Consider the following 25470-nt stretch of genomic DNA (forward strand, 5'->3'; position numbering starts at 1 on the left):
AACTACTGAGATTAACTACAATGATATAAAGCAATTTTCGGTTAGATTATATTTTTTAATTAAAAAATAATATTAGACAGGCGGGCGGCATAATTTAAGCTGGCAGGTAGTGCAGTAGCGATCGCAACTAAAGAGACAATGCAAAAATGACGTTTATAAATTAATGTTACTCACGTACCACTTTCTCTTGACGTTCTGGAATTAGTTTATCTAGTAAACTGTGGGTTTGTTTAGAGCTAGGGGGTGTAGGGAATGCGATCGCTAATTTTGGAGATAACTTACATTTCAATACTTCTATAGGAGGTATTAGCCCGTCCTCTACAAGAGGACGGGTTGGGGAAAGGTAAATTTGTATTGCACCGAAGCGGGAATCGGTATAGCTTCCTCAAAGCTGGTTATTTTTGTTAAAAACTGTCATTTTGCTGGATGCTGCTGTAACACCTGCTTGATATATTGTCCCGTATAAGACCTTGGATTCTCTGCTACTTTCTCTGGCGTACCTACGGCAATTAATTCTCCACCTTTATTACCACCTTCTGGCCCCAAATCAATTACCCAGTCAGCGCAACGAATTACGTCTAAGTTGTGTTCAATCACCAATATTGAATTACCTTTGTCTACTAAACGTTGCAACACATCTAGCAACTTGTGGACATCATAAAAAGATAAACCTGTCGTCGGTTCATCTATTAAATACAGCGTCTTTCCTGTAGCGCGGCGAGAAAGTTCTGATGCTAACTTCACCCGCTGCGCTTCACCGCCGGATAATGTGGGCGCGGGTTGTCCTAAGCGAACGTAACCTAGCCCGACATCAAGCAAAGTTTGCAACCGCGTTGCTGCTTTCGGAATGTTTTTAAAAAACTCTAGACTTTCTTCTACTGTCATGTTGAGAACATCGGAAATAGACTTGCCTTTATATTTCACTTGTAGAGTTTCCCGATTGTAGCGATCGCCTTTGCAAACTTCGCATTGTACATAGACATCCGGCAGGAAGTTCATCTCAATTACGTTCACGCCCTGACCGCCACAAGCTTCGCAACGTCCACCCTTAACATTGAAAGAAAACTGCCCTGGTTTGTAGCCTCTCGCTTTCGCTTCAATTGTTTGGGCAAAGACATCGCGAATCGCATCAAAAACACCCGTATATGTAGCAGAATTAGAACGGGGAGTTCGTCCGATGGGAGATTGATCGATGACAATCGCTTTATCAATCGAGTTGAGTCCTTTTATAGTATCTAGGTGTTTCGGGAAAGGAACTTTGCGGGTGAGTTGGTGTTGTAATGCTGGGTAAAGTAATTCGTTAACTACCGTTGATTTCCCGGAACCAGAAACGCCAGTGACACAGACAAGTTTACCCAACGGAATTTCGACATCTATATTCCTTAAGTTGTTACGGTAGGCATTTTTGAGAACAAGCGATCGCCCGTTTCCATTTCTCCTCTGTGCTGGCGTTTCAATTACCTGTCTTCCTGACAAATATGCACCAGTCAGAGACTCCTCTGCTGTTAACAATGTTTCCAAATCGCCTTGAGCAATAACTCTTCCGCCATGAACGCCTGCACCGGGGCCAATATCAACAAGATGGTCAGCAGCACGTATAGTTTCTTCATCATGCTCTACCACAATTAATGTATTACCCAAATCGCGTAGTTTGGTCAAAGTTTGCAGCAATCTTCCATTATCTCTTTGATGCAGTCCGATACTCGGTTCATCCAAAACGTAGAGTACCCCCGTGAGTCCAGAACCAATCTGAGTAGCGAGACGAATTCGTTGTGCTTCTCCCCCAGAAAGTGTCATGGCCGGACGGTCGAGGGTGAGGTAATCTAAACCAACATCAAGGAGAAATTGCAATCTAGCTCTAATTTCTTTTAAAACTAAATCGGCGATTTGGGTTTGGCGATCGCTTAACTTTAAATTATCAACTCGTTCCCGACATTGCCCAATATCAACACTCGTTAAATCGGTAACTCTATATTGTCCCAATCGCACAGAAAGCGCTTCTGGTTTCAATCGCTTTCCTTGACATACTTCGCAAAGCTGATCTACTAAATATGGCTCCAGCTTTTGTTTAACCAGTTCCGAATTGGTTTCGTCATACTGTCTCTGAAGCATCGGAATTACTCCAGCGTATCGTCTATATTCGTTACGGTCTTCTATCTTGATAGATTTATCAGAACCGTACAAAATGATGTGTTGCTGTTCTGAAGTTAACTTGTTCCAAGGTGCCTGGATTTCAAAACCATAAGCTTGTCCGACGCTGTACAGTAGCGAAAGATAGTAAGAGTTATCTTTTTCTGACCAAGGTGCAATAGCTGCATACACTGGCGAATTAGGATCTGGTACCAATAATTCTGGTGAAAATGTCCGCAAGTTACCCAAGCCGTGACACTTAGGACAAGCACCGTAAGGCGAGTTAAATGAGAACAATCGCGGGGAAAGTTCATCCATCACCGCACCATGTTCTGGACAGGCAAAGTTTTCTGAGAATACTAATTCGTTGCTTGGTTGCTGATAGGAATTTTCCCCATTTGTAGAAGTATCTTGCACATTTTCGCTTTTTGGGGTATTTTCAGCATAAGAAGTATTTGTTTGCTCGGATTGTTTGGGTATCGATGTATCATTTAGAAGGTCGATGACCGCAATTCCACTGGCATGACGCAGACAGGTTGCCAGAGAATCGACTAAGCGCTCTTGAATACCAGGTTTTTTAATCAACCTGTCAATGACAATCTCGATGGTGTGAGTATAATTTTTATCAAGTTCAATAGAATCGGACAGTTGAAAAACCTCGCCATCGACGCGGACGCGAGCAAATCCTTCAGAAACTAGACTGGAGAGCAATTTTTGATGAGTGCCTTTCTTACCGCGCACCACGGGCGCTAGAATTTGGAAGCGGGTGCCGTCGGGCAGTTCCATGATGCGATCGCATATCTCATCAATCGTCTGCGGTGCAATTGAGCGATCGCATATCGGACAATGCGGTTCACCAGCGCGTCCAAACAACAGTCGCAGGTAGTCGTAAATCTCCGTCACCGTGCCAACTGTGGAACGTGGGTTGTGAGAAGTCGATTTTTGGTCAATGGAAATTGCCGGACTTAAGCCTTCAATCGCATCTACATCGGGTTTATCTAACTGCCCTAAAAATTGCCGTGCATAGGCACTTAGAGACTCAACGTAACGCCGCTGCCCTTCCGCAAAGATGGTATCAAAGGCAAGGGAAGACTTACCACTCCCGGAGACACCAGTAAAGACAATCAAGCGATCGCGCGGCAATTCCAAATCAATATTTTTCAGATTGTGCTGCCTAGCGCCGCGAATGCGAATTTTATTTTGGTTTTCCTGATTTACGCCCTTGGGATGATGCCCATTTGGGGAATGGGTTGGTAGAGCATCTGAAAGATTTACACGGTCAGACATGAGGGCAGGGGGAAACAGTGCTTAACGATCTTAACGCTGTCTTTTGCAAAACTTTGATGACTTATCCGATTCCTGAAATGATGGGTAACTGAAAGTCAGTAGTAAGCCATCAGCTAAGTTCTAAGACATCCTCATACAGTGCGGCAATTCGACAGCTAAAATTAACACTAGCCAATTCAACTTCTTCGTCTTTTCGGTAGGGATAGAGAACCCAACGCCCTTCGGAATTGCGACGGAAAGAATCTACACTTACCTTTTCTTGATGTATTAACACATATTCTTGGAGCGTTTCCAACGTTCGATAGTCGGCAAATTTATCACTTCTATCAAAAGCTTGTGTTGTTGGAGACAGCACTTCAATAATTAAGCAAGGGTATCGCTTGAAATCATCAGGATTCCTATCCCGCTCATCACAAGTTACCATCACATCGGGATAATAAAAAATATTGGCTTGTTCAATCCGGACTTTCATCTCTCCCATGTAGACCCGGCAACCAGTACCGCGAACATAATTTCTAAGGAGCGCAAATAGATTGCTTGCAATTATATTATGGGCATCGCTTGCACCTGCCATTGCATAAATTTTCCCTTGCTTATACTCATGTTTGATTGGACTTATCTTCTCACCTTCTAAATAAGATTCTGGGGAAACGTAGATATCGCTTTTATTAAAGGTCATATTTTATAGGTTCTTTATGATGCTTTTATTTTAAGCGATCGCTTTTAAAATTACTTGGCAAGGAGAAGCGATCGCCTTCACATCTGCAAAGATTTTATCTATGTTTAGTGCCATCAGGCATAATTGCACCCTTGAAATTTGCATTCCGTAGCTTGGTATCTAACTTGGCACCCTTCAAGTTAGCACCCTCCAAGTTAGTACCCTCCAGGTAAGCATCTTTCAAGTTAGCACTTCCCAAGTTGGCACTTCCCAAGTTGGCACTTCCCAAGTTGACGCCCCGCAGGTTAGCAAACTCCAGGTTGGCACCCTGCAAGTGTCCACTCGCCAAGAACGCACCGCGCAAGTTGGCACTACCCAAATTGGCACTTCCCAAGTCAGCACTTCCTAATTTGGCAAACTCCAGGTTGGCACTTCCCAAGTTGGCACTTCCCAGTTTGGCATTATCCAAATAAGCTTCCTGCAAGTTAGCATTTCCCAGGTTGGCAAACTCTAAGTTGGCACCTTGTAAGTTGGCATCTCGCAAGTTAGCATTCCCCAGGTTTGCACCCTTCAAATTGACACCGTGGAGATCGCACTTTTCACATTCTTTAGTTTCCAATAACCGCTTAACCAAAGTTTCCTGCCGGGGAGTTGTCAAAGCTGGGTAAATCATCATAGCCCCCAACCCGGCGATAATACCGATGCTGGCTAACCCCAATACAGCGGCTTTGTTTCTACTTTTTATGCTACTGCCGACAACATCAATAGGCTTAAGTGCGGTCATCGCAACAATAGCATCATCGAAGCGATTTTTCAGGTTTGGTTCCACCATTTTTGTTAGCCATTCCGCAAAGCTTGAACTTAGCTGAGGAACCAATTTCTTAAAATCAAAACGATAGTCGTCATCAATTAAGTTACCGATAGCAACCGAACGGGTGCCAGTCAGTAAGCAGATTAGGGTTACACCTAAACTATAGAGGTCTGATGCCTTTGTAAGGGGACGCCCAAACTGTTCTTCCGGCGGCATAAAACCTGGAGTTCCTGCTGCCACACTGCTCATTGCCACTTCCCCACTCCGAATTCTCGCCAACCCAAAATCAACTAGGTAAGCATTTAATTGCTCGTCAACCAAGATATTTTCAGGTTTGATATCTCGATGAATAATTGGGGGGGTTCGCCTTTGTAGGTAAGCCAAAATTTCTAATACTGAGAGAGCAATTTGTTTGATTTCTTCAGGATTAAAGCTGCATCTTTCTGCTAAAGATGGCGCGTTTTTATATTCCTGCACCAGGCAAAAACCCGCTGGAGTTTCAAAGGAATTTAGGTATTGAGGAATGCGGGAATGCTGCATCTGTTGCAGCACTTCAATCTCGCGCTGATAAGCTTTAAAACTCGACCAGTCACCAGCTGCATCTGCAAAACGAAACTCTTTGATTACTACCTGTTGATCCGAGTTGAGGGCGGTAGCTTGATAGGTAATACGTCCTGCTTCCCGGTTGCGCCCTAATTCTCTGATGACTTGATAACCTGGCTGGGAAAAGTCTGGATAGTTACTCATTTGATTCATCGCTGTCTCTCAATCTTGGCGCAGCAAATTAATACTGATGGAGTGCATCTCAATTTTGTAAAAACGCCTAACAAGTAACCTCGCGCGAGGCTTGAGCCTGTGGGAAATTTATTTGAGATGCTCCCCTATTGCTTCCTATCAAGAGTCAGCTTTTCCGGATTTATCTGACTTTTTACCTGCTTTTGGAGTCAACTTTTCTGGCTTTATTTGACTCTCCACCTGTTGTTTAGCTTCTATTGCTTGCTGGTAATCGGGCTTGTATCGAATTGCCTTCTCATAGGAAGACAACGCTTCTTGGTATTTTTGTAAATTAAATAGCGCATTGCCGCGACTGAACCAGCTTTCGTAGTGTTCTGATCTAATACTAACAGCTCGGTTATAAGACGCGATCGCATCCTCGTATTTTTTCAAATTATACAATAGATTCCCTAGATTGTACCAAATTATATAATCATTATTATTTAATCTAAGCGCTTTTTGATAAAAGCCTAATGCTTCTTCGTAACGTTCCAATTGATGCAGCGCCCAACCTCTCGCGTACCAGCCTTTGTAGTAGCTTGGTTGAATTTTATTCACTTGTTTATATGAATCAATCGCTTCTTTATATTGCTGCAAATTAACTAAAGCATTGCCACGACTGTACCAAGCATTATAATTATTCGGCTGAAATTTAACAGCTTTCTCATAAGACTCAACAGCATCTTGGTAACGTTGCAAGCTGATGAGCGAATTCCCGCGATTGTGCCAAGCTTGCGCGTAGTCGGATTTGAAATCAATCGCTTTGTTGTAAGAGGTGATCGCATCCTCATACTTCTGCAAATTATGCTCTGCCCATCCCTTACTATACCAAGCTTGATAATAATCTTGCTTAAATTTAACTGCTTTATCAAAAGAGTCTATTGCTTCTTCGTATTGTTGTAAATTAGTCTGTGCTTCTCCTTTACCATTCCAGACTTCAGGCGAGTTCTGCTTGACTTTCAAAGCCTTGTCAAAAGAATAAATTGCTTCTTTGTATCGCTGCAAGTTATCCAAGACATAACCTCTACCAGCCCAAGCTTCAAAAGAAACTGGATTCAGTTGAATTGCTTTATCATAGGCATCAAGTGCCTCTTTGTACTTCTTTAAATCTAACAGAGATTTACCGCAGCCATTCCAAGCCTCAAAGTAATCTGGACTAATTTTAAGAGCTTTGTTGTAAAGCGCGATCGCTTCCTCATTCCGGTTTAACTCAGATAGCGTCTTGCCTCGATTATATAAATCAGTTGCATTAGAAGAATTAACAAAATTTACCAAATAAAGTCCGCCCACTGTCCCTAATCCAAACAGAACAGTTAATATTAAAACATTTCTCCAAATCGAGACTGATTTTTTAGCTTTCTTGTGAGTTGTTGGACGAACTGGGGTTTTAGCAACTGGCGAAACCATCATCGTGACACCCGTAGGAATCTTCAAATCTTTAAGTGCTTGCAATCCTTCAGATGCTGATTGGTAGCGCTGCCGAAAATCATAACGCACCATCTTGTCTAAAACATTCCCCAGACCATTGCTAACTGATGAATGATTACGCCAGATGATTTCCCCAGTATCGAGGTCGGTTTTTAACTGATTAGGAAATATCCCAGTGAGAGCTTGAATCCCAATCATGCCCACAGCGTAAATATCGCTAGTTAATTTAGGGTGTCCGTTAGCTTGTTCGCTGGGTAGATACCCTTGCGTACCAATAGCTACAGTCAAGTTACTCTGTATACCATTAATTATCTGAGTGCTGATTTGTTTTACTGCACCAAAATCAATTAAAACTAACTTATTGTCTTCCTGACGACGGATTAAGTTACGGGGATTAATATCACGGTGAATTACATTTTGTTGATGGACAAATTCTAAAATTTCTAAAATATCTTGTAAAAGGGAAACAACTTCATCTTCACTCAACTGTTTACCGGGAGTGAGTTCCTCGCTGAGGTTATAGCCTTCAATAAATTCTTGAATCAGATAAAACTCTTGATTTTCCTCAAAGTAAGCAAAAAGGCGGGGAATTTGAGCGTGATTTCCTAATTGATACAAAACTTTAGCTTCAGTATCGAATAAACGCCTTGCTATTTCTAAAGTCTGCGGATTGGTTGACTGAGGCTTAAGTTGCTTAACAACGCACGGAGGATTGCCAGGGAGATACATATCTTTAGCAAGGTAAGTTTTACCAAACCCACCTCCTCCCAAGGAGTTGATGATTTGGTAGTGTCCTCCTAGTATTTGTCCTAAAGTTAAGTTCATGCAGTTTCGTGACAGTTGGCGTTAGGGAAGGGTCTTGCAAAAAATCGCGCAACGGCTGAAAACGATTTTGGCACAGAACAACGCGCCTAACTCCACCTACACGGGTGAAAACAATTAATCAGACACCGCAAGTAAGCTTTGCGCTTTCATCCGCCCTAATTATTGGATGTTACAGCTTATTGGAAAAAAGTGCTGAGTGGGAGGACGTGAGAGAAGGTTTACGCAAGCGATCGCGTCTTCCGGAAAAAATACTATCCCAGCTTATGAGGGCATTGTACGGCGTTTAGGGCGATTTCCTTGCCGTTGCTAGGGTTCAGGGTATGCAACCTGCAAGCGATCGCTTTCCACAAGATCCGGAAAGACAGGGAGATTCCCGAAAAAATATATATATATCTAGATGTGCGTTTAAAAGCCACTGTATAAGGAGCTGGCAATCCACCCAATGATCGGCAAAATAGTAAAAAGTCGTTACCAAATTGTCCAGCTCCTGATCTCTGGGGTTTTTGGGCAAACCTATATTGCTGAAGACCTTCACCAAACAGGCAACCCCAGATGTGTTCTCAAACACTTCAATTTTGCCTCTCCAGCCCCCAACCTCTCTTCAATTACAAAGCGTAGGTTTATCTGTGAAACCGAAACTTTAAAGAAACTAAAAGATAACGAGCATATTCCCCAACTATTAGACTACTTTGAAGAAAACCAAGAATTTTTCTTAGTGCAAGAATTCATTCAAGGCCATCCGCTGAGTGCGGAACTGCCAATCAGCAAAGGCTGTGTCAAACGGTGGACTCAAAGTCAAGTTGTACAAATGCTGCAAGATATCTTGTGCATTCTTGACTTTGTTCACTCTCAAGGTATCATTTATTGCGATATTAAACCGAACAATATCATTAGACGCTCCGGAGATGGCAAGTTATTTCTAACCGATTTTAGCGCAGTTCAATCGCAGCATTTTACTATAGATAAAGCCCAGAGTAACACTACCCTGGCTATTAGTGGGTTGGGGTATATTCCCGCCGAGCAACTGATAGGACATCCCCACCCAAATAGCGATATTTATGCTCTGGGAATGATTGCCATCCAAGCACTGATAGGTGTGGAACCAGCCCAACTAACAGAAGATCCGGTTACGGGGGAGGTGATTTGGGAGCATCATTTGCCGCTAGAAGCGATGTATGAATCACCTCTAAATGAGTTAATTTCGGTGCTAAAAAAAATGGTACGCTATCACTTTCGCACCCGCTACCAATCAGCATTTGAAACATTACAGGCGCTGCAACCGTTAACCGTAGAGATTTCGGAGCCAGAAGTCCTAGAGGCGGACTGTATCCGAATGTCGGCTGGTAGGCAAGAAGTGTTGAGCCGAGCCGTAATTGTAGAAGCGGGTTTACGCCGCCTCTTACCCTTCTCGAAAGTATGGGGTGGGGAAACGGCGAGTATACAAGAAGTGTTAATAAACACGCCTGTAGAGAACTCTGAAGGAATTATTAGGCAAAGTTCATTTAACCCAAGTGTAGAAAATCGCTCCTATAAAGTTCCTACTTCTCCTATTCTTACTGGAGTTACCATAGGTATTGCAGCTAATAGTTTAGTAATTGCGGGTGGGATATATTCTCTGCTGCAAGCGTTTCCCTCAGAATCAACATCAGGAATTTTGGTAACGGCGCAGGAAAAATATCAAAATGGAGATTTCAAAGGCGCGATCGCGCTGGCTAAGTCCATTCCTTCAAAAAGTACCGTCTATCCAGAAGCTCAAGCCGCCATCCAAGAGTGGAGCAAAGATTGGCATACCGCCGCTACTCAATTTAAAGCGGCTGAACAAGCATTTAAGGAAAGCCGATGGTTAGATGTCGTAGTTGCCGCTCGTAAGATTCCTGATGTTCCTTTTTGGGAAAAGAAAGCCGAGCCAATCCTCCAAAAAGCACAACCCAAAATAGAAGCAGAAGCAAAACAATTAATTCAAAAAGCCTATGAAAAAGCTTCAGAAAAAGACTTTACCAGCGCTGTTAACTATCTGAAATTAATTCCTAAAGATACGGTAGATGTAACAATTCAACAAAAACTGGTAGAATATACTGAGAAAGAGCGGATTAAATCTGAATATTTGTTACAACAAGCATACGAGAGAGCAGCTCAAACAAATTTTGCTGGTGCCTTAAACTATCTCCAACAGATTCCTCAAGACACTCCCACCTACGCTCAAGCTCAAGCCAAAATTGCTGAGTACACCAAAAAGCAGCACATCCAGACTGAGGCTCAAAAGGCTGCAATGTCAACCGCCAAGTCTTCTTCAGCCAACAAAGTGTCATCCAGCAGCAACACCGAGGCGAAGTATCAAGATATTAACCCTGGTAGCCGCCTCCAAGAAGTTACTATTAAAGTCCGTTCCCGATAGTTATCCAAAGCAGGGGCTGGCGACTGGGGAAATTATTCTCGTTCCTAGTTATAGACTGAGGCCCAAAATAATGAGGAGAATTTGCCTGTCTCCCTCTTCTGGGTTGTTGCGATCGCTTGCATTTTAAGGCTACGTTAAGACAAGGTTTTCCACAGCTGGGTTGCGATGAGTGAAAAGAACGAAGGTATTAAAATTATTAGCGATAACCGACAAGCCCGTTTCCTCTATGAAATTTTGGAAACCTATGAGGCTGGAATTGAGTTAACTGGTACGGAAGTTAAATCGATTCGCCAAGGTCAGGTTAATCTGCGAGATGGCTATGCTTTGATTCGCAATAGTGAAGTATGGCTGATAAACGTCCACATTTCGCCGTACAAGGGTATCGGCGAATTTTTCAACCACGACCCCAGGCGCACGCGCAAACTGCTGCTGCACCGACAGGAAATCCGCAAACTGATTGGCAAGGTGGAACAGCAGGGCTTAACTTTAGTGCCTTTGAAAATGTATTTAAAGCGGGGTTGGGTGAAGCTAACAATTGGGCTTGGCAAAGGGAAAAAGCTGCACGATAAGCGCGAAGACATCAAGAAACGTGAAGATAAACGCGATATGGAACGAGCCATGAAAAATTACTAAACTCAGAAAGTGGGGAAAAAGTGCATCTTCTATCTCTATAGTTAGAGGGAACAACCAGCTAACTTTATAGCCACAGATTGATTCTATTTTTGGGGAAGAAGTCTACCTTTATAAGTTAGGAACTCACAAAGCACTTTACTTAATTTAACTTATGAAGCGTTCTAATTTGTCGAAAGTTGTTGGAGCTGGCGTTCTCACCGTGAGTATGGCACTTCTCCCCTTAACTATGCCCGCCTCTGCTCAAACAAATCCCGATAATACAACTACTGTAGACCCCGCTACTTCAGGCCAAGATGTTGTTGTTGAGAACGAAGATGATGGTTTCGATTGGGGCTGGCTGGGCTTGCTTGGTCTGGCTGGTTTAGCTGGGCTGGCTGGCCGCAAGAACAATGAGCCGACAGCATACCGCGACCCCGATCCAGCAAGTCGTACTGGTAGTACTGGATATAGAGAGTAAAAAGACTAAAATTTAAAAAAAAAGCAGAAAGACGAAAAAATCTTTCTGCTTTTTTTTCATAAGAGAAGGAGAAAATTATCAACCACGATCGCTATATCTCTAGCTCGTGGGCAAAGTGCGATCACTTGCAGGGGAGACAATGTAATAACTAGCAATCAACGCCACCATCATCCACCAGAGAGTATTAACTTCCGGTCGGTACCAGACTGTATCTACCAACCCGTGTCCCAGCAAACCCAACATAGCCGCAATCGCCGCCATCAGCCAAAACCCGTCGCGTCTTTGTACTTTCCGCAACCGAGTGAGTTGTAACCATCCCTGGTTAAAGGTGACAATTAGCAGCCACATAAAACTGGTAAACCCGATAAAACCAGTTTCTACAAGCAATTCCAGAAAGATAGAATAGGCACTCAAAGCGTTATAACGAGGAAGCTGATACACCGGATAGATTTTATTGAAAACAACATTACCAGGGCCAATACCCAGAATCGGGCGATCGCGGATCATTTCTCTCACCGCAATCCAGACATTGATCCGAAAATTATTGCTGCTATCTTTGCGACCACTAAACATACTTAAAACGCGATCGCGTAATGGTTCCACAAATAGTAAAGCTAACAATAGTACAACCGCCGAACTTCCCAATAACAACGGTAGCGACCAAGTTCGCCAGAAAGGAGGCATCTGGATACTCCACCAGAAAACCAGCATCATCGCAAACGCGCCCAGCAAAAATATCAAGGCGATCCAACCGCCGCGGCTAAAAGTTAAAACCAGACAGGCAGAATTTACCACAAACATCGTCAACGCTAAGGCTTTGGGAACCCAACCGCGCCAAACGAAAACAGCTGCCAAAGATAAAGCGATCGCAGGCAACAGATAAGCTGCCAGTAAATTAGGATTACCCAGGTAACTGTAAACTCGCGTAGTTTTAGACATGGGAGACGTGGGATCTGTCCAAGTTGCCAAAGCTTCTGCCCCAAAAAACCACTGCCGCAACCCATATACACTGACAATCAACGCCACGTGCAAGTAGACGGTAATAAGTATTGAGCGCAGACGAGGCGATCGCAACACCCGCGCCATCAGCGCAAAAAACAGCAAATATAGCGTTAGCTTCGACCATCCCTTAAAAGCTGCTTCCTTCTCCGGAGACAAAGCCGTTGCTATCGTAGCAATACCCCAGTACAGCAAAACCAGCCAGTGAATAGGTGTCACCTTTGGGGAGCCTTGGACGTACCCCCGATCATCCGAGAGTGTCAGCAGCGCCCAAAAACCAGCGCCAGCAGCCATTAACACGCCGATCAGGACATTTGACACGAAAGGAGCTAAAACAAACACTAAAGCTACCAACACAGCTCCTATCGCTTGCTCCCACTGCATCAGCCAGCTACTTTGCCGCCAAGATCGCAGGATACCAACCAACCGATGTAAATAGCTGGTGCTTTGCCACTGATACAGCGGCAAATTGGACATGGTAAATCGTTGCCAAAGAGTTATGTAATTGGTCATTTGCTAATTGCTAATTGTTCAAGTGCTAATTGCCATTAGCCATTAGCCGTTAGCAATTAGCCATTACCTATTCCCAAGTACATAGTCTATAGCCCATTGTCAGTCAATCGTCAAATGTTTCTTCACTCTCCATTGGCGGCAAGCTGACAACATAGCGATAACCTGCGTCTGGAGAGCCTTGAACAGAAATTTGTCCGCCATGAATTTCCGCCAACAGACAGCTGAGTAAAAGTCCAAGATTTTCGCGAGAGTTGCTATTGCTCTGTTGCTGCCCAGATACTGGTTCCGGACTGGGAGGATTAGCGGTAGCAGAACCATTCAGCAGCATTGGATTAGCTGCTTGGAGGCACGACATAGATGATTGCGATTGCTGAGTGTGGGTGATGCTGGCTTGCAGCGCCACTTCTGATCGCTCCGAGAGCGTCGAAACTTCTGAATGCGAGTAAAACTCAATCTGAGGCAGACCATCTCCTAACCAAGGGTGAGAAACCCAGACAGAAATGTTCAGCCTTTCGCCTTTGCGAGAGACATGAATGCGAACCACACCACCCGCACTGCCTGAGTTAATTAAATTAAAAATCAGGTAGTAGAGAATTTGCCGCACCTTCTCCTTATCCAGCAACCAGATGCGCTTACCAGGTTCTATTGATAAACGAATCTGTTGCTGCCGCCCAGACGCAAACTGTTCCAAGCTATTAATTGCCTGTTGACAGAGCATTTCAATGTCTACAGACGTAAAATCGAGTTTTTGGCTACCTTCATCTAGCCCTCCCAAAGACAAAATTTCATCCACTAGCGAAACTAAGTGGCGTCCACTGTGGTGGATAATTTCCAGATACTCCTTCTGCTTAGTTGTTAATGGCCCGTAAACTTCGCGACCCAAAACACTCGCCATCCCCATCACCGAAGTTAGTGGGGTTCGCAGTTCCTGCGACAGCTGAGATAGCAGTTTAGCTTTAACAGAGGTAGTTGCAGATGGGTTGGGGGCTGAACGGGTCAGGGAAAGCAAATCGCTCGAATTCAGGGGAGTAGCGGCGTTGTGTCCTAAGTGCTCGTAAGAGTCTGGTGGCGCGTGTAGCGACGATTTAGCAAACCATTGACTGCTGGAGCTGATACGCTGTGGCGAATCCACTTGCCGTGTTCCCAGAAGCAGAAGGTTTCGCTCATATTCGCTGAGGCTCCAGCGTGCCATGAGTGCCAAAAATTCAATATCTTTGCTGGTAAAACTACGAGGCACTAAATCCATTACTGCCAGCGTACCCAGACAAATTCCATCAGATGTCAACAGGGGGGTGCCTAAGTAGGAACGGATGCCGTAGTGCTGCACCAGCAAACTCTCAGCAAATATTGGCTGGCAAAGCTTGTCATTAGTATCGTAAATTGCCAATACCTGATGACTATCTACTACATAAGCGCAGAAGGTTTCATTGCGTGGGATTTGCCGCGAAGTCGCTAGCTCGTTCATCAGTCCCACTCGCGATAAACCCACAGCTGACTTGAGCCACTGGGTTTCTTGTGCTATTAAACCCAAAAAGCAGATTGGCGCTTCCAAAAAGCGGGCTGCTGTTTGTGTAGCTTCCTCAAAAACGGGAATTATTTCTGTTTCCAGTAGCCCCAACTCTCGCAAAGCCTTGAGTCTTTGTTGTTCTCTAACTTGTGGTGTCAAACCATCCAAACGGCAAAAAAGTCTACTTTCTGGGCCTACCATTACTATCCCTACCCCCATACACGTTGCTTGTATGACATCATTAATAATTTCCAGCTATATTTAGCGTTCCCGAATCAAGCCAATAATCAACACGTTCAGGAAAGATTGCCTAAAAAGCTGAACAAGCAAGGATGAAGATAGGTAGGATGCGTTAGGTTAAAGAGCGATCGCAACATTGCTAACTTAGTCGGTCTTCGAGAGCGCTGCTATCGGTTGACGCGAACCACATAATAGCGTTAACGCTGACCCAATGCGATCGCTCTTTAACACTCAAGATTCAGGACTTTTATTCGACCAGGCGGGATGAGATAGCAATGAGGCAATTACCCGGACACCTCGCAGCTGATTGGACAGAGGCAGATGACCTTTAGGAGCGGACAGATCCCAGGTAAACCCGTTGGGGTATCGAGTCCAGTTGTTTCCGTTCTTCCAGCCGATTTTCGGCCAGAATTTTAAGAAGTTTTTGCCGACACCCAACCAAATTTCGTGCTGCACTCCAAAGCCAAATTTCCCTTCTGAGTAGACGAACCACAGGTTATTGATGGTTTGCAAATCCTTAATGGGGAAGTTTTCTACTTCAGTAAAGTACAACCATTTTCTCTGCACGGCATCAACGCCTGCTAATTCACACATTTTTTGCAGGGTCATCCGGTCAGCTGAAAGAAAGTCCTGTTTTTTGAGCAGCTGTTGCAGGGGTGTGTAGTCGATGCCGCGTTCTGAGTTTAGCGGTACGATCCCGTTAGGGAAATGGGTTTGCAGAAATTCATCTGCGACTTTTGAGTTGGCGCTCTCAAGGGTCTGGTAGGCTTTGAAAGCAACCAAAGTGGCAGGGTTTGACTTGCTTTGAAGTAAAAATTCCATCAGTACCTCTAAACCGGATTCTCCAGCTTGTATGAGTTCCGGAATGAGTTGTAGTTGCCCTGCTGGAGAACCCGACTCAAACTTGAAGCGGAGGGCGGCGATGTCGTTAGAGGTGGTGTCTGGTAGATCGGCAGTCTTTGGGTCAATCATGAAGCAAGTTTCAGTCTGTTGTCTTTTTTCCGTAAGCGTTTGAACGTTTGAAGATTGGAGACGCTGGAGGCGTTGTGAGAACGAGAATCCCTACCCAACGTTTCAAAGTTTCAATGACTTATAACTATTGACTTGAGTGCAGGATGCGGTCAATAAGTGCTGTGGTCGAGGTAGGAATTTCCACTTTGACTAATTCTATCCGCCCCCCGTATGCCAAAACAGCTGGTGCTTCTGGCAGGGTTTGTGTGCTGTAGTCGCCTCCTTTGACATAAATATCAGGTTTGAGTGCTTCAATTAAGCTAGTGGCGGTTAAGGTGTCGAAAATCACTACCCCATCGACGGACTTTAGGGCGGCGAGAACTTCTGCGCGCTGCTGTTGGGGAACTATAGGTCGAGGAGGCAATCCCTGTTTGTGCGGTTTGATGGCACTGACTGAGCGATCGCTATTTAACCCCACCACAAGCGATCGCCCGAAGGACTTTGCTATTTGTAAATATCTCACATGACCTGCATGGAGTATATCAAAGCACCCGTTAGTAAATACTAACGGTCTCCATTGCGACTGATCGTTCGCGATCGCTTGACTTATTTCACTCAATGTGTAGACGCTGGTAATCATGCCTAATAGTTAATGGCTAATAGCTAATGGGTAATGGCTCATGGCTTTTAACAATTAGCAATGAACAAGCAACTAGCATTTCCTCTATAATTGCTCCTCATTGCTGGGACGGCGGTATCCGCGTTCAAAGGCAAAGCGAACCAGTTGAGAGCGATTGTCTAGCTCCAGCTTACCGAGGATGTTACTCAGATGGGTTTGAACTGTGCGGGGACTGATGAACAAGCGATCGCTAATTTGTTTGTTGGTAAAACCTTGAATTACCTCCCAAAAAACTCTTTGCTCTGCTGGGGTTAAGGGCAGTGACATTACTGGGGGAACATCTGAGTGTTGTGATTTCTCTTCAGCAGGGGCAGCGCCGGTAGCCAGCTGCTGCATTAACCGTACCATTTCTGCATTGATGCGGCGCGATCGCTCTAGCTGTGCCTCAATTTTTGCAACTAATTCCCGTGGATCGAAAGGTTTTGTCAGATAATCATCTGCTCCTATTGTGTGTCCTTGAATTCGGTCTTCTAATTCTCCTTTTCCTGATAAAAATATAAATGGCACTAACTGTCCTGAAGGTATTCCTCGCAGACGGCGGCAAAATTCCAGACCGTCCATTTCTGGCATCATGACATCACTAACCACTACATCCGGTGCATCTTGTTCAAAAACAGTTAATGCCTCCATACCAGAACTTACATCCTGAACCTGATACCCTTGGGTTTGCAGGTAGCGTGTCAAGACGGTTCGCAGGGTTCTGTCATCATCAACGACTAATATTTTTTTCATCGTTATTCTAGAGGGCCCTTACCATCCATATCAGTCATGCTCTGCAAACTGGATTATCCCGCTTTATCGTGAGTTGTGTTATTGGAAAGTACAGAGGCTGGTTGTGCAGCATATATCTTTTTTATATCAGCTTGTAAATAATCGGCAGCGTTAGCAGTGTCTCAACCAGTGGTAGTGAAACTGGGGTATAAAGAGGTATCGCACGGGGGCGATCGCGCTCGATCTACCCTACTTCAGCATAATGGCTGATGTCTGACTGCGCTCAATGCTGCATCGAAAACCATTTGACAGCAAAAAATGGCTGTTATGAGCTATAATATTTTTCCTAACTTTGTCATGTCAGCGCTTCCTGGCTTTCAGTTGATGAAAATGAAGCAGGCGCGATGTTCTAGCTGAAATACTCGCAGAAAACTATTAAGTATTTTTGCTTAAGCAATTGGTTGAGAGCGCAGTAGCTTAAGCAACCAATACCAAATTTTTCTCTAAAACTAATGCTGATATTGCAGCATTAACCCCATATTTTTTAACATTTAAACTTTCCCCACTTCACCAAAATGGCGGAAATTATCAAATATGTCTTAGATTACCTCTCCAAATTCGCTCGAATATGCTTGCCCTAGAACTTCCCAATAAATACTTACTTTAAGTATTTATAACTTCCGCAGAATTACTTAGTTTTTTTAGAGTAACCTTGTTTTACTTTATTGCCCTTTGCCACATAGCTGATTTCTACTCTGATTTACTAAATAGTTAAAATAAATAAATAAAACATATTTTTTGGGAGAAAAATGCCCAAATGCACTTGTAAAATGCGCCTAAAAAGTGGCATAATTTTTGTAGCAAAGACTACAAAAAAATCAAGTTAACAAAGTATATGAAAACCTGCCATACATTTGTCACCCTGTCCCTTGCCGCGCTGGGACTAATGGCATCGCCTCATGCAGCTAGTGCTTACAGCCTCAGCCATTTGGACACAGATACAGACTATAATGCGCTGATCGATAAACTTTCCTTTGTTCCCGAAGGTCGAATAGGGTCTAACTCAATCGGTGGAACGACTTACGAACTCGATATCCATGACATTGTTAATAATAATTTTGTCATTTTAGATCGGGATGAATTTGTCTGGTCAAATGGCACAGCAACACCTTTTACCCTTGCGTACCAAGCAGCTACCCAAAATGTCAGCTACACCGTAGGAGGTAAAACCTTAACCTCGACCGCCACCGGCCCCTTTACAGACATTTTAATCCGCACCAGAGCTACCAAGCCCAACTCCAAAATTGAAGTTGACAATTTATTCCTAAACGGACTTGCCCTGAATAATTCTTCTGTTGCGGATGCAAATGGAGACAGCTTAGACTATCTGCGAATTAGAGGTCTATCTGATAAAACAGATTTTCTCCTCACTGGACAATCAATTATGAGTTGGTTAGGAGCAACCCCCTCTCAATCCCAGCTTGCCTATCAAATCAAAGTTGGCACGACAGTAGAGGGGCCATTGTCAGAATCAGAGTCAGTTCCAGAGCCAGCCTCTATGTCTCTATTTTCCTTGATTGTCGGTGGCATTGCCTGGATGAGGAGCGGGCGGCGTAGCAAACAAAAAGCTTAAAATTCAAAAAAGCTTGACTTGAGCGATCGCAAGCTTTGATGATCTGGTAGCCTTCAAAAAAGCATTGTCTGGCTCAGACTAGACTCAACAAGTGTGTAATATGTACGAAAAGATCGCTCCTCCCGAAACAGGCTCTAAGATTACCTTTAAAAATGGGGAACCCATTGTCCCAGATAACCCAATTATCCCCTTCATTCGCGGCGACGGCACGGGAATAGACCTCTGGCCCGCATCTCAAAAAGTCTTTGATGCCGCCGTCAAAGAAGCCTACGGCGGTAAACGGCAAATTAACTGGTTTAAAGTCTACGCAGGTGATGAAGCCTGCGAAAAGTACGGCACCTACCAGTATTTGCCCCAAGACACCCTCGACGCGATTAAAGAGTATGGGATTGCCATCAAAGGGCCATTGACAACGCCAATTGGAGGAGGCATTCGGTCGCTGAATGTGGCATTGCGTCAAATTTTCGACCTCTACTCCTGCGTTCGCCCCTGCAAGTATTACGCAGGTACGCCCTCTCCCCACAAAACTCCAGAAAAACTAGATGTCATCATCTACCGAGAAAACACAGAAGATATCTATCTAGGAATTGAGTGGCGACAGGGCAGCGAAATTGGCGATAAACTGATTAAACTGCTCAATACTGAGTTAATTCCCGCGACACCCGAACACGGGAAAAAGCAAATTCCCCTCGACTCTGGCATCGGCATCAAACCAATTAGCAAAACGGGTTCCCAACGTTTGGTGCGCCGTGCCATGAAAAATGCCCTGAGACTCCCCAAGAACAAGCAGCAGGTGACGCTGGTGCATAAGGGCAATATCATGAAGTACACTGAGGGCGCTTTCCGCGACTGGGGCTATGAACTGGTAACTACAGAGTTTCGAGGCGAGTGCGTCACTGAACGTGAATCTTGGATTCTGAGCAACAAAGAGCGTAACCCAGATATTAGTTTAGAAGAAAACGCCCGTCAGATCGATCCTGGGTACGATGCCCTTACTGAGGAGAAAAAAGCCCAAATCTGTCAGGAAGTTGAAGATGTCCTCAACTCCATCTGGCAAACTCACGGTAACGGTCAGTGGAAAAACTTGGTGATGGTGAATGACCGAATTGCGGACAGTATTTTCCAACAAATTCAGACGCGACCGGATGAATATTCCATTCTCGCCACGATGAATTTGAACGGGGATTATCTCTCTGACGCAGCTGCTGCGATTGTCGGCGGATTGGGGATGGGGCCTGGAGCTAATATTGGCGATCAATGTGCCATCTTTGAGGCTACTCACGGTACTGCTCCTAAACACGCTGGTTTAGACCGGGTAAACCCTGGTTCGGTGATTTTGTCGGGGGTGATGATGCTGGAATTTATGGGCTGGCAAGAGGCAGCGGATTTGATTAAGAAAGGGCTTGGTGAAGCTATTTCTAACCGCGAAGTGACTTATGATTTAGCGCGGTTGATGGAACCACCAGTAGAGCCACCTCTGAAATGTTCTGAGTTTGCAGAGGCGATTATCAAATATTTCAATTGATAGTTGTCAGCTGTCCTGATTAATTGAAAGAGTTTTGAGTTATTAATTTTAAATTAATAACTCAAAACTCGAATTCTATTGATTTAGAGTTGTTTATTGGGTAGGGAGTAAGCGTTACCTAACGTCTTCCTAATATTTGTTGGGCTAGGTGCCTCAACCCATCCTTCCCCAATTATTCCTTTTTAAGGATTGGTAAAAGTATTTATCCGGCCTCCACCAAGGGATCTCCCTGTAACTGGACGGGGAAAGTTGCTAGTAGGCTGAGTTACCGGATTCGGTTGCACTCCGGAATTACCAACGTTGGAATTATTACCGACGTTGGGACTAAATCCGGAGTTGGTGCCAATGTTGCTTCCCTGATTGGGCAAACCAGATGGGTATTGTCCGTAATTATTGGTGGTTATTGGGGCAACAGGTGGCGCTACGGGTATGGGTGCGACTGGCACTACTGGCACTGACTGGGGTTGGGTAAAAGAGGTGTAAGCATTCGGATTAGGATTAGTTGTTGTGGTTGGGGGAACGCTATAGCCTGTTGTGGTGGGTAAGGTAGTTGTCGTTGGCGGTGCTATCTGTCCGGTGTAGGTGGATGTCGGGGTTGCCTGCGTAGACTCAGATACATTTGCAGGTGGCTGACTCGTAGACAATAAAGGTGTTGATGTTTGGTTTAAACCTTGTTGCAGGGGGCTTCCAGGCATCGTAGCTTGGGATGGTTTATCACCATTGAGCGCTTTAAACCCAGCTGTTGGGCTAGAAGTTGCGGTTGTTGCGGATGTTTCAGTTTGCTGGTTGCTAGGTGTTGCTCCTAAAAGGGGGCCACTATTGGAAAGGGGGCCAGCATTTAGTAGCTCTTGCGCTGATGTAGCAAAAGGATTGGTGGAGTTTTGCGGATCTTTGGGTGCTATTCTGAGCAATTGAGATGTTGATTCTGTATTAGGCGCAGCAGTTTTATTACGAGTTAACTGTTCAAATAAACCTTCTTCTTTGGGATTTTGCGATTTCTGCTTTTGCTTGCCTGCGCCTTGGGGATTGGTCGGGTTAAATTCTTGAATTAATACAGGTAAACTATCAATATCAGCGCCGATAGCACTACTTTCTTCCGAAAGGCTTTGTTCATTCTCGGTTGCTTCATCGCCACTGCCAGTTAGCCACTCTGGGTGTTGCCAGTACTGCCATCCGCCAAAGAGTACCATTGAGATCGCGATCGCGCTACCCCAAAACGCCGGACGCAGCACTGTCCGGAACCGTGCTTTGAAATAGCGGATAGAGGCAGGAACTTGTTTGGAAGATGGCATAGGTGTAGTGCAGCTCGGCTCTGCACGGTGGGTATAAATTGATTCTATACGCTATTTAACTTAAGGTAGTTGCCATAAGGTAATGTTTTTCTAAAGATGCCAGTATCTTGTGTAAAAGTTTCTCTAGCAAGTTCTTTATAGGCTGTAACCCGTAAGACAGAGGGACAATCTGCAAACGAAAAAATATTTCACAATTTATTTAGAACTGTTATATAAGCAGTTAGCCATTAGTTAGTAGCGATCGCTAATGATTCAGGATGTAGGTCATTAGCGATCGCTTATTGGTTCGCAGTATACACAGCCCAAACAACTAATGACTAATTTACCGGGCAGCTTTAAGCAAAAACCAGACACCTGCTGCTAAGCCAAACAGGTTTGGCATCCAAGCAGCAACAAAGGGAGGCAGGAAGTTGCCCAGTCCCAGCGCATCCCCAAAGGACATTAATAAATAGTAAGTAAAAATCACCAAGACGCTAATACCAAAACCTGTCGCTTTACTGGTGCGAGTAGGTCTAGTTGCCAAAGCAGCACCAACTATAGCAAACACTACACAAGCAAACGGTAAGGCTATTTTTTGGTGAATGCGGATCAGCAGCTTGCGAATTTTCTGCTCATTGCCACTTAAACGTTCTATTTTCAGACGTTCTGTGGATTGTGCAAGGTTCATTTCTCCATAGTCGCGCCCCGAACTTGCCAAATCTAAGGCTGTGCGAGGCAGTTGCAGCTGTTGATGTTCAAACCGCAGAATATTGCGATAGGAAGCATCGGGAGAAATTAGATAAATGGTGCCTTTGAAAAAATCCCAGGTATTTTGTGCTGGGTTCCAAGACGCGGCTTGTGAGGTAACAATTTGGTTTAGTCCTTCTTGTGACCAATCCAAAATTGTCAAGCCTTGCATTTTTTCACCATCAAACTTTTCTGCATAAAACAGGCGCTTTAGCACTTGTTCTTTTTCGCCATTGGGCAGTTTGACTTTAGTATATTCTGGATAGAAAATATTGCGCTCTTGGAAAGACGGCTTTTCTTTATTCAGCGCTCGATCTAGGGTAACTTTAGCTTGATAATTCGCTGCTGGTACTACATATTCATTAAAGGTAAAGGCAATACCAGTGATGAAAAATCCCAAGATAATTGCTGGTGTTACCAGACGATAAACGCTTATGCCGCAGCTACGCAAAGCTACCAATTCGCTGTCGCTAGAAAGACGACTATAGGTTAATAAGGTAGCTAGTAGTGTTGAGGCAGCAAAGGCGTATGCCATAAATTGCGGTAGACTCAACAGCAACACTTTCAAAACCAGCATGGCTGGTAGCCCTACGTCCACACTTCTCCGCATCAGGTCAAATAAGCTGCCAATCGTTACTCCTAAAGAAGAAAAGAAACCCATCCCAAACAGGAAAGGTGCGAATAGTTCGCTGGCAATGTAGCGATCCATGACCGAGATGCGGGAAATCAAGGGGTAGAGCGGATTGAAAAATTTGGGCATTGCTAATGGCTAATGGCTAATGGCTAGTTGCTAATGGCTAATTGCTAATTGTTAAGAAATTGGGCATTAGCTGTTAGCAAAGGACTAGGGGCTACCTTTTGAAGTCATCGCCTAAGTAATATTGGCGTACTAAAGGGTTATTGTATAGTTCTTCAGCGCTGCCTGCGGCGAGGATTTGTCCGTCGCGCATGATGTAGGCTCGATCTGTGATGGCGAGGGTTTCGCGGACGTTGTGATCGGTAATCAAGATGCCCATGCTGCGATCGCGTAGTTCGGCTATTATTTTTTGAATCTCCGATACGGCAATTGGATCGACACCCGCAAATGGTTCATCTAAAAACAAAAATTTCGGACCTTCGGGGCCAGATGCTAAGGATCTCGCCAACTCGGTGCGCCGCCGTTCTCCCCCAGAGACACGAATTCCGTGTGTATAAGCAACTTTTTCTAGACGAAAGTCTTGAAGTAAGTAATCCAGACGCTGCTGCCACTGACGGCGCGGGACACCTGTTTGCTCTAACACCAGTAGAATGTTATCTCGGACGCTGAGGTTGCGGAAAATACTTGCTTCCTGCGCGAGGTAGCCAATGCCCAATGTAGCTCGTTTATGAATGGGCAAGGCGGTGATGTCGGTGTTATCCAACCAAACAGTACCTTGATCAGGTTTTTCTAAGCCAGTAGCAATGTAAAAGGTGGTGGTTTTACCAGCACCATTGGGACCGAGCAATCCCACGATTTCCCCTTGCGCTACTGAAAGGTTTACACGATTGACAATCGTGCGCTTGCTATAAGACTTGTGAATATTTTCCAGTACGATTTTCATTGAATTGTGGCTGATGGCTAATGGCTAAAAGAATAAGTGCATTCTTTTTTTGCCTTTTGCATGAGAGCCTTTTGCCTTTATTACCTTCGGGGGGTTGTTGATGGGCTATTCGGTGTTTTGAAGGCTGGCTTAGGATTGACGGGGGGAGCTGTTACAGGCGCTGCGGGTTGAGTTGGGGCGCTGGGATCGGAAACTAGATAAATTGATTCTACCTGTCGGTTGCCTTGAGGCAGGGCAACAAAGCGACCTTCATCTATGAGGTATGTGATTGTCTCGCCTCGGAGACTATTACCTTGTTGTAGGACGTAGACGTTGCCAGTGAGAACAATGCGGCGCTCTTTGCTGAAATACTGAGCTTGGGCAGCTGTTGCCTGAATCTGTCGTGATGGATAGTACATTTGCACGTTACCGCGTGCGGTTACGACTCCTGTTTTCGAGTTGGCTTCTTGGACATCAGAACGGACGGTGAGGGCGCGTCCGTCGCCTGGGGTTTGGGCTTGGGCGTTTTGTTGCATCTGGGTGGGGAATGCGATCGCTCCCACCAAGGCAGCTGGAAGCATCAATACTAATCCCAGGCGACGCATGAAAGATTGAGTTTGTTGAGAGGATTGCATCATGGGTTTTGCGGAAACATCAATTTTAGTCATTGGCAACAGGCTAAGGACGCGCTGAATGCGTTAATCAGCTACTGTGCCTAGTTTACTCTTTCTATAGACTCGATCCGGATCTACTTCAGCGATGACCAAGCACTAAAATCCTGACGATACCTAGCTTGCAGAAGTTTCTTGAGCGTCTACTCGCTGTATTTTTGGTAATTGTACAATGTCGCCTTGGTGCTGCATCTGTTCAACAAATTCAGCGATGTTTTCCGCACCAGCTTCTTGCAGTGCTGTCAACAGTTCAGCACTCTGATCTATGAGTTGGCTAACATCAATACCGCTGTATCGGGGTTCGTAAGCTTTGATGCGTCCGATTCCCTCTCCTAGTAATATCGCCGCACCGCGCCAGTTGAGATTCCCCAGATGATAGCAGGCAACTGCTATTTGCAGGACTCCTTGATAAAACCTTTTTTGCGGTTCGCTGGCTTCCATCCACAGGGCTTCTAAGGTATCGTGACAAGGGTAAAATTCCTGCTGATTAAACTGCTCTACTCCTTGCCAAAATTCAGTCGGTATTTCTTCAGACATTATATATAGCAATACCTACCCTACTAAAAAGTTCCTTCTTATCAGGTTTTATGGAAATCTTAAGGCTATAACTTAAAAGCATTCAACTTGTTTGAATGATAAAAAAATAGCGAGGCTGATTGCCTCGCGCACATTGTTACATACTATCTCGCACGGCGTGAATTTCTTCAATAGAGATGTCTTGCATTTCACCACGAAACTCGTTATCTTCGGTGAGAAATAACATACAATGGCATTCTTTGCGTTCGCGCATTGGTACGCAGGGACAATTCCAGAAAGCAGCAGCTACTTCTGCTTCTTTATCTTCGTAGTGGCGACAGGGACACAAAGGCGCACCAAGGTCATCTTTGTGCTTGGCGAGTCCTTCAATCACGACTGCTGTTACTGAAGGATCGACACAAAAGTATGTACCTGTGCGTTTGGCGTAAGTTTGAGAAAACTGACGCATTGCCTCTAGGTTTTTATCGCTGGATTTTGATTGAGTTTCTGATGATTGCATGATATGTAATGACAGGATGTAGGCAGGTAT

21 protein-coding genes are annotated in these 25470 nt (G+C 44.6%); 6 read left to right on the forward strand and 15 right to left on the reverse strand.

Translation table 11 applies throughout. The annotated features are described in order from the left end of the window. Nucleotides 1–414 precede the first annotated feature (414 nt). The 4 genes from uvrA to H6F66_RS22985 all read right to left on the reverse strand — a co-directional run bounded on the left by uvrA (nucleotide 415) and on the right by H6F66_RS22985 (nucleotide 7913). Nucleotides 415–3417, reverse strand: a complete 3003-nt coding sequence (gene uvrA, locus H6F66_RS22970) for an excinuclease ABC subunit UvrA (protein WP_190425962.1) — start codon at nucleotides 3415–3417, stop codon at nucleotides 415–417. Between the two features lie 109 nt (nucleotides 3418–3526). Next, entirely contained in the window at nucleotides 3527–4096 is a 570-nt protein-coding gene (locus tag H6F66_RS22975) for a Uma2 family endonuclease (RefSeq protein WP_190425965.1), read from the reverse strand. Nucleotides 4097–4190: 94 nt separating this feature from the next. After that, nucleotides 4191–5642 (reverse strand): serine/threonine-protein kinase, encoded by a 1452-nt coding sequence (locus tag H6F66_RS22980; RefSeq protein WP_190425988.1) that lies wholly within the window; start codon nucleotides 5640–5642, stop codon nucleotides 4191–4193. A 138-nt stretch (nucleotides 5643–5780) separates the two neighbouring features. After that, nucleotides 5781–7913, reverse strand: coding sequence for a serine/threonine-protein kinase (locus tag H6F66_RS22985; RefSeq protein ID WP_190426006.1), 2133 nt, complete (start codon nucleotides 7911–7913; stop codon nucleotides 5781–5783). A 104-nt stretch (nucleotides 7914–8017) separates the two neighbouring features. On the opposite strand from H6F66_RS22985, the gene H6F66_RS22990 reads away from it, so the two are divergent. The 4 genes from H6F66_RS22990 (at nucleotide 8018) to H6F66_RS23005 (ending at nucleotide 11398) form a co-directional block, all read left to right on the forward strand. Then, nucleotides 8018–8200 (forward strand): hypothetical protein, encoded by a 183-nt coding sequence (locus H6F66_RS22990; protein WP_190426009.1) that lies wholly within the window; start codon nucleotides 8018–8020, stop codon nucleotides 8198–8200. 155 nt (nucleotides 8201–8355) lie between these two features. Continuing rightward, entirely contained in the window at nucleotides 8356–10308 is a 1953-nt protein-coding gene (locus tag H6F66_RS22995; protein WP_190426012.1) for a serine/threonine-protein kinase, read from the forward strand. Nucleotides 10309–10473: 165 nt separating this feature from the next. Further along, nucleotides 10474–10941 (forward strand): SsrA-binding protein SmpB, encoded by a 468-nt coding sequence (gene smpB / locus H6F66_RS23000; protein WP_190426023.1) that lies wholly within the window; start codon nucleotides 10474–10476, stop codon nucleotides 10939–10941. 151 nt (nucleotides 10942–11092) lie between these two features. After that, nucleotides 11093–11398 (forward strand): WGxxGxxG family protein, encoded by a 306-nt coding sequence (locus tag H6F66_RS23005; protein WP_190426026.1) that lies wholly within the window; start codon nucleotides 11093–11095, stop codon nucleotides 11396–11398. A 99-nt stretch (nucleotides 11399–11497) separates the two neighbouring features. On the opposite strand, the gene H6F66_RS23010 is transcribed toward H6F66_RS23005, so the two are convergent. From H6F66_RS23010 to H6F66_RS23030, 5 genes are all read right to left on the reverse strand, one after another. Continuing rightward, a complete protein-coding gene (locus H6F66_RS23010) occupies nucleotides 11498–12910 on the reverse strand; it encodes an IctB family putative bicarbonate transporter (RefSeq protein WP_190426030.1) in 1413 nt (470 codons plus the stop codon). Between the two features lie 103 nt (nucleotides 12911–13013). Beyond that, entirely contained in the window at nucleotides 13014–14618 is a 1605-nt protein-coding gene (locus H6F66_RS23015) for a GAF domain-containing sensor histidine kinase (protein ID WP_190426112.1), read from the reverse strand. 270 nt (nucleotides 14619–14888) lie between these two features. Beyond that, on the reverse strand, nucleotides 14889–15629 hold the full coding sequence (locus H6F66_RS23020; RefSeq protein ID WP_190426033.1) for a GUN4 domain-containing protein: 741 nt from the start codon (nucleotides 15627–15629) through the stop codon (nucleotides 14889–14891). A 124-nt stretch (nucleotides 15630–15753) separates the two neighbouring features. Then, nucleotides 15754–16248 carry an adenylyltransferase/cytidyltransferase family protein gene (locus tag H6F66_RS23025; protein WP_190426036.1) on the reverse strand — a complete coding sequence of 165 codons (495 nt, stop codon included), beginning with the start codon at nucleotides 16246–16248 and terminating at the stop codon, nucleotides 15754–15756. 84 nt (nucleotides 16249–16332) lie between these two features. Beyond that, nucleotides 16333–17019: a response regulator transcription factor gene (locus tag H6F66_RS23030; RefSeq protein WP_190426039.1), complete on the reverse strand. Its 687-nt coding sequence runs from the start codon at nucleotides 17017–17019 to the stop codon at nucleotides 16333–16335. Between the two features lie 874 nt (nucleotides 17020–17893). On the opposite strand from H6F66_RS23030, the gene H6F66_RS23035 reads away from it, so the two are divergent. After that, nucleotides 17894–18631, forward strand: a complete 738-nt coding sequence (locus H6F66_RS23035) for a PEP-CTERM sorting domain-containing protein (RefSeq protein WP_190426042.1) — start codon at nucleotides 17894–17896, stop codon at nucleotides 18629–18631. 100 nt (nucleotides 18632–18731) lie between these two features. Then, on the forward strand, nucleotides 18732–20156 hold the full coding sequence (locus H6F66_RS23040) for an NADP-dependent isocitrate dehydrogenase (protein ID WP_190426045.1): 1425 nt from the start codon (nucleotides 18732–18734) through the stop codon (nucleotides 20154–20156). A gap of 182 nt (nucleotides 20157–20338) precedes the next feature. On the opposite strand, the gene H6F66_RS23045 is transcribed toward H6F66_RS23040, so the two are convergent. The 6 genes from H6F66_RS23045 to H6F66_RS23070 all read right to left on the reverse strand — a co-directional run bounded on the left by H6F66_RS23045 (nucleotide 20339) and on the right by H6F66_RS23070 (nucleotide 25440). Next, nucleotides 20339–21448: a hypothetical protein gene (locus H6F66_RS23045; RefSeq protein ID WP_190426047.1), complete on the reverse strand. Its 1110-nt coding sequence runs from the start codon at nucleotides 21446–21448 to the stop codon at nucleotides 20339–20341. A gap of 322 nt (nucleotides 21449–21770) precedes the next feature. Next, nucleotides 21771–22934: an LptF/LptG family permease gene (locus tag H6F66_RS23050; RefSeq protein ID WP_242017495.1), complete on the reverse strand. Its 1164-nt coding sequence runs from the start codon at nucleotides 22932–22934 to the stop codon at nucleotides 21771–21773. Between the two features lie 91 nt (nucleotides 22935–23025). Continuing rightward, the gene (gene lptB / locus H6F66_RS23055) at nucleotides 23026–23754 is read right to left on the reverse strand and encodes an LPS export ABC transporter ATP-binding protein (RefSeq protein WP_190426051.1); all 729 of its coding nucleotides are present in this window, start codon (nucleotides 23752–23754) and stop codon (nucleotides 23026–23028) included. 80 nt (nucleotides 23755–23834) lie between these two features. Further along, nucleotides 23835–24371 carry an LptA/OstA family protein gene (locus H6F66_RS23060; RefSeq protein ID WP_190426117.1) on the reverse strand — a complete coding sequence of 179 codons (537 nt, stop codon included), beginning with the start codon at nucleotides 24369–24371 and terminating at the stop codon, nucleotides 23835–23837. Nucleotides 24372–24521: 150 nt separating this feature from the next. After that, complete coding sequence (locus tag H6F66_RS23065) at nucleotides 24522–24941, reverse strand: DUF309 domain-containing protein (protein ID WP_190426054.1); 420 nt, start codon at nucleotides 24939–24941, stop codon at nucleotides 24522–24524. Nucleotides 24942–25077: 136 nt separating this feature from the next. Further along, complete coding sequence (locus tag H6F66_RS23070; RefSeq protein WP_190426056.1) at nucleotides 25078–25440, reverse strand: ferredoxin thioredoxin reductase catalytic beta subunit; 363 nt, start codon at nucleotides 25438–25440, stop codon at nucleotides 25078–25080. Nucleotides 25441–25470 lie beyond the last annotated feature (30 nt).

The sequence above is a fragment of the Trichocoleus sp. FACHB-6 genome, from assembly GCF_014695815.1.
Classification (GTDB): domain Bacteria; phylum Cyanobacteriota; class Cyanobacteriia; order Cyanobacteriales; family FACHB-T130; genus Funiculus; species Funiculus sociatus.

What these genes read in the sequence shown, in the direction of transcription:
- uvrA (WP_190425962.1), bottom strand. Translation starts at nt 3,417, where the DNA reads ATGTCTGACCGTGTAAATCTTTCAGATGCTCTACCAACCCATTCCCCA.
- H6F66_RS22975 (WP_190425965.1), bottom strand. Translation starts at nt 4,096, where the DNA reads ATGACCTTTAATAAAAGCGATATCTACGTTTCCCCAGAATCTTATTTA.
- H6F66_RS22980 (WP_190425988.1), bottom strand. Translation starts at nt 5,642, where the DNA reads ATGAATCAAATGAGTAACTATCCAGACTTTTCCCAGCCAGGTTATCAA.
- H6F66_RS22985 (WP_190426006.1), bottom strand. Translation starts at nt 7,913, where the DNA reads ATGAACTTAACTTTAGGACAAATACTAGGAGGACACTACCAAATCATC.
- H6F66_RS22995 (WP_190426012.1), top strand. Translation starts at nt 8,356, where the DNA reads ATGATCGGCAAAATAGTAAAAAGTCGTTACCAAATTGTCCAGCTCCTG.
- smpB (WP_190426023.1), top strand. Translation starts at nt 10,474, where the DNA reads ATGAGTGAAAAGAACGAAGGTATTAAAATTATTAGCGATAACCGACAA.
- H6F66_RS23005 (WP_190426026.1), top strand. Translation starts at nt 11,093, where the DNA reads ATGAAGCGTTCTAATTTGTCGAAAGTTGTTGGAGCTGGCGTTCTCACC.
- H6F66_RS23010 (WP_190426030.1), bottom strand. Translation starts at nt 12,910, where the DNA reads ATGACCAATTACATAACTCTTTGGCAACGATTTACCATGTCCAATTTG.
- H6F66_RS23015 (WP_190426112.1), bottom strand. Translation starts at nt 14,618, where the DNA reads ATGGTAGGCCCAGAAAGTAGACTTTTTTGCCGTTTGGATGGTTTGACA.
- H6F66_RS23020 (WP_190426033.1), bottom strand. Translation starts at nt 15,629, where the DNA reads ATGATTGACCCAAAGACTGCCGATCTACCAGACACCACCTCTAACGAC.
- H6F66_RS23025 (WP_190426036.1), bottom strand. Translation starts at nt 16,248, where the DNA reads ATGATTACCAGCGTCTACACATTGAGTGAAATAAGTCAAGCGATCGCG.
- H6F66_RS23030 (WP_190426039.1), bottom strand. Translation starts at nt 17,019, where the DNA reads ATGAAAAAAATATTAGTCGTTGATGATGACAGAACCCTGCGAACCGTC.
- H6F66_RS23035 (WP_190426042.1), top strand. Translation starts at nt 17,894, where the DNA reads ATGAAAACCTGCCATACATTTGTCACCCTGTCCCTTGCCGCGCTGGGA.
- H6F66_RS23040 (WP_190426045.1), top strand. Translation starts at nt 18,732, where the DNA reads ATGTACGAAAAGATCGCTCCTCCCGAAACAGGCTCTAAGATTACCTTT.
- H6F66_RS23045 (WP_190426047.1), bottom strand. Translation starts at nt 21,448, where the DNA reads ATGCCATCTTCCAAACAAGTTCCTGCCTCTATCCGCTATTTCAAAGCA.
- H6F66_RS23050 (WP_242017495.1), bottom strand. Translation starts at nt 22,934, where the DNA reads ATGCCCAAATTTTTCAATCCGCTCTACCCCTTGATTTCCCGCATCTCG.
- lptB (WP_190426051.1), bottom strand. Translation starts at nt 23,754, where the DNA reads ATGAAAATCGTACTGGAAAATATTCACAAGTCTTATAGCAAGCGCACG.
- H6F66_RS23060 (WP_190426117.1), bottom strand. Translation starts at nt 24,371, where the DNA reads ATGATGCAATCCTCTCAACAAACTCAATCTTTCATGCGTCGCCTGGGA.
- H6F66_RS23065 (WP_190426054.1), bottom strand. Translation starts at nt 24,941, where the DNA reads ATGTCTGAAGAAATACCGACTGAATTTTGGCAAGGAGTAGAGCAGTTT.
- H6F66_RS23070 (WP_190426056.1), bottom strand. Translation starts at nt 25,440, where the DNA reads ATGCAATCATCAGAAACTCAATCAAAATCCAGCGATAAAAACCTAGAG.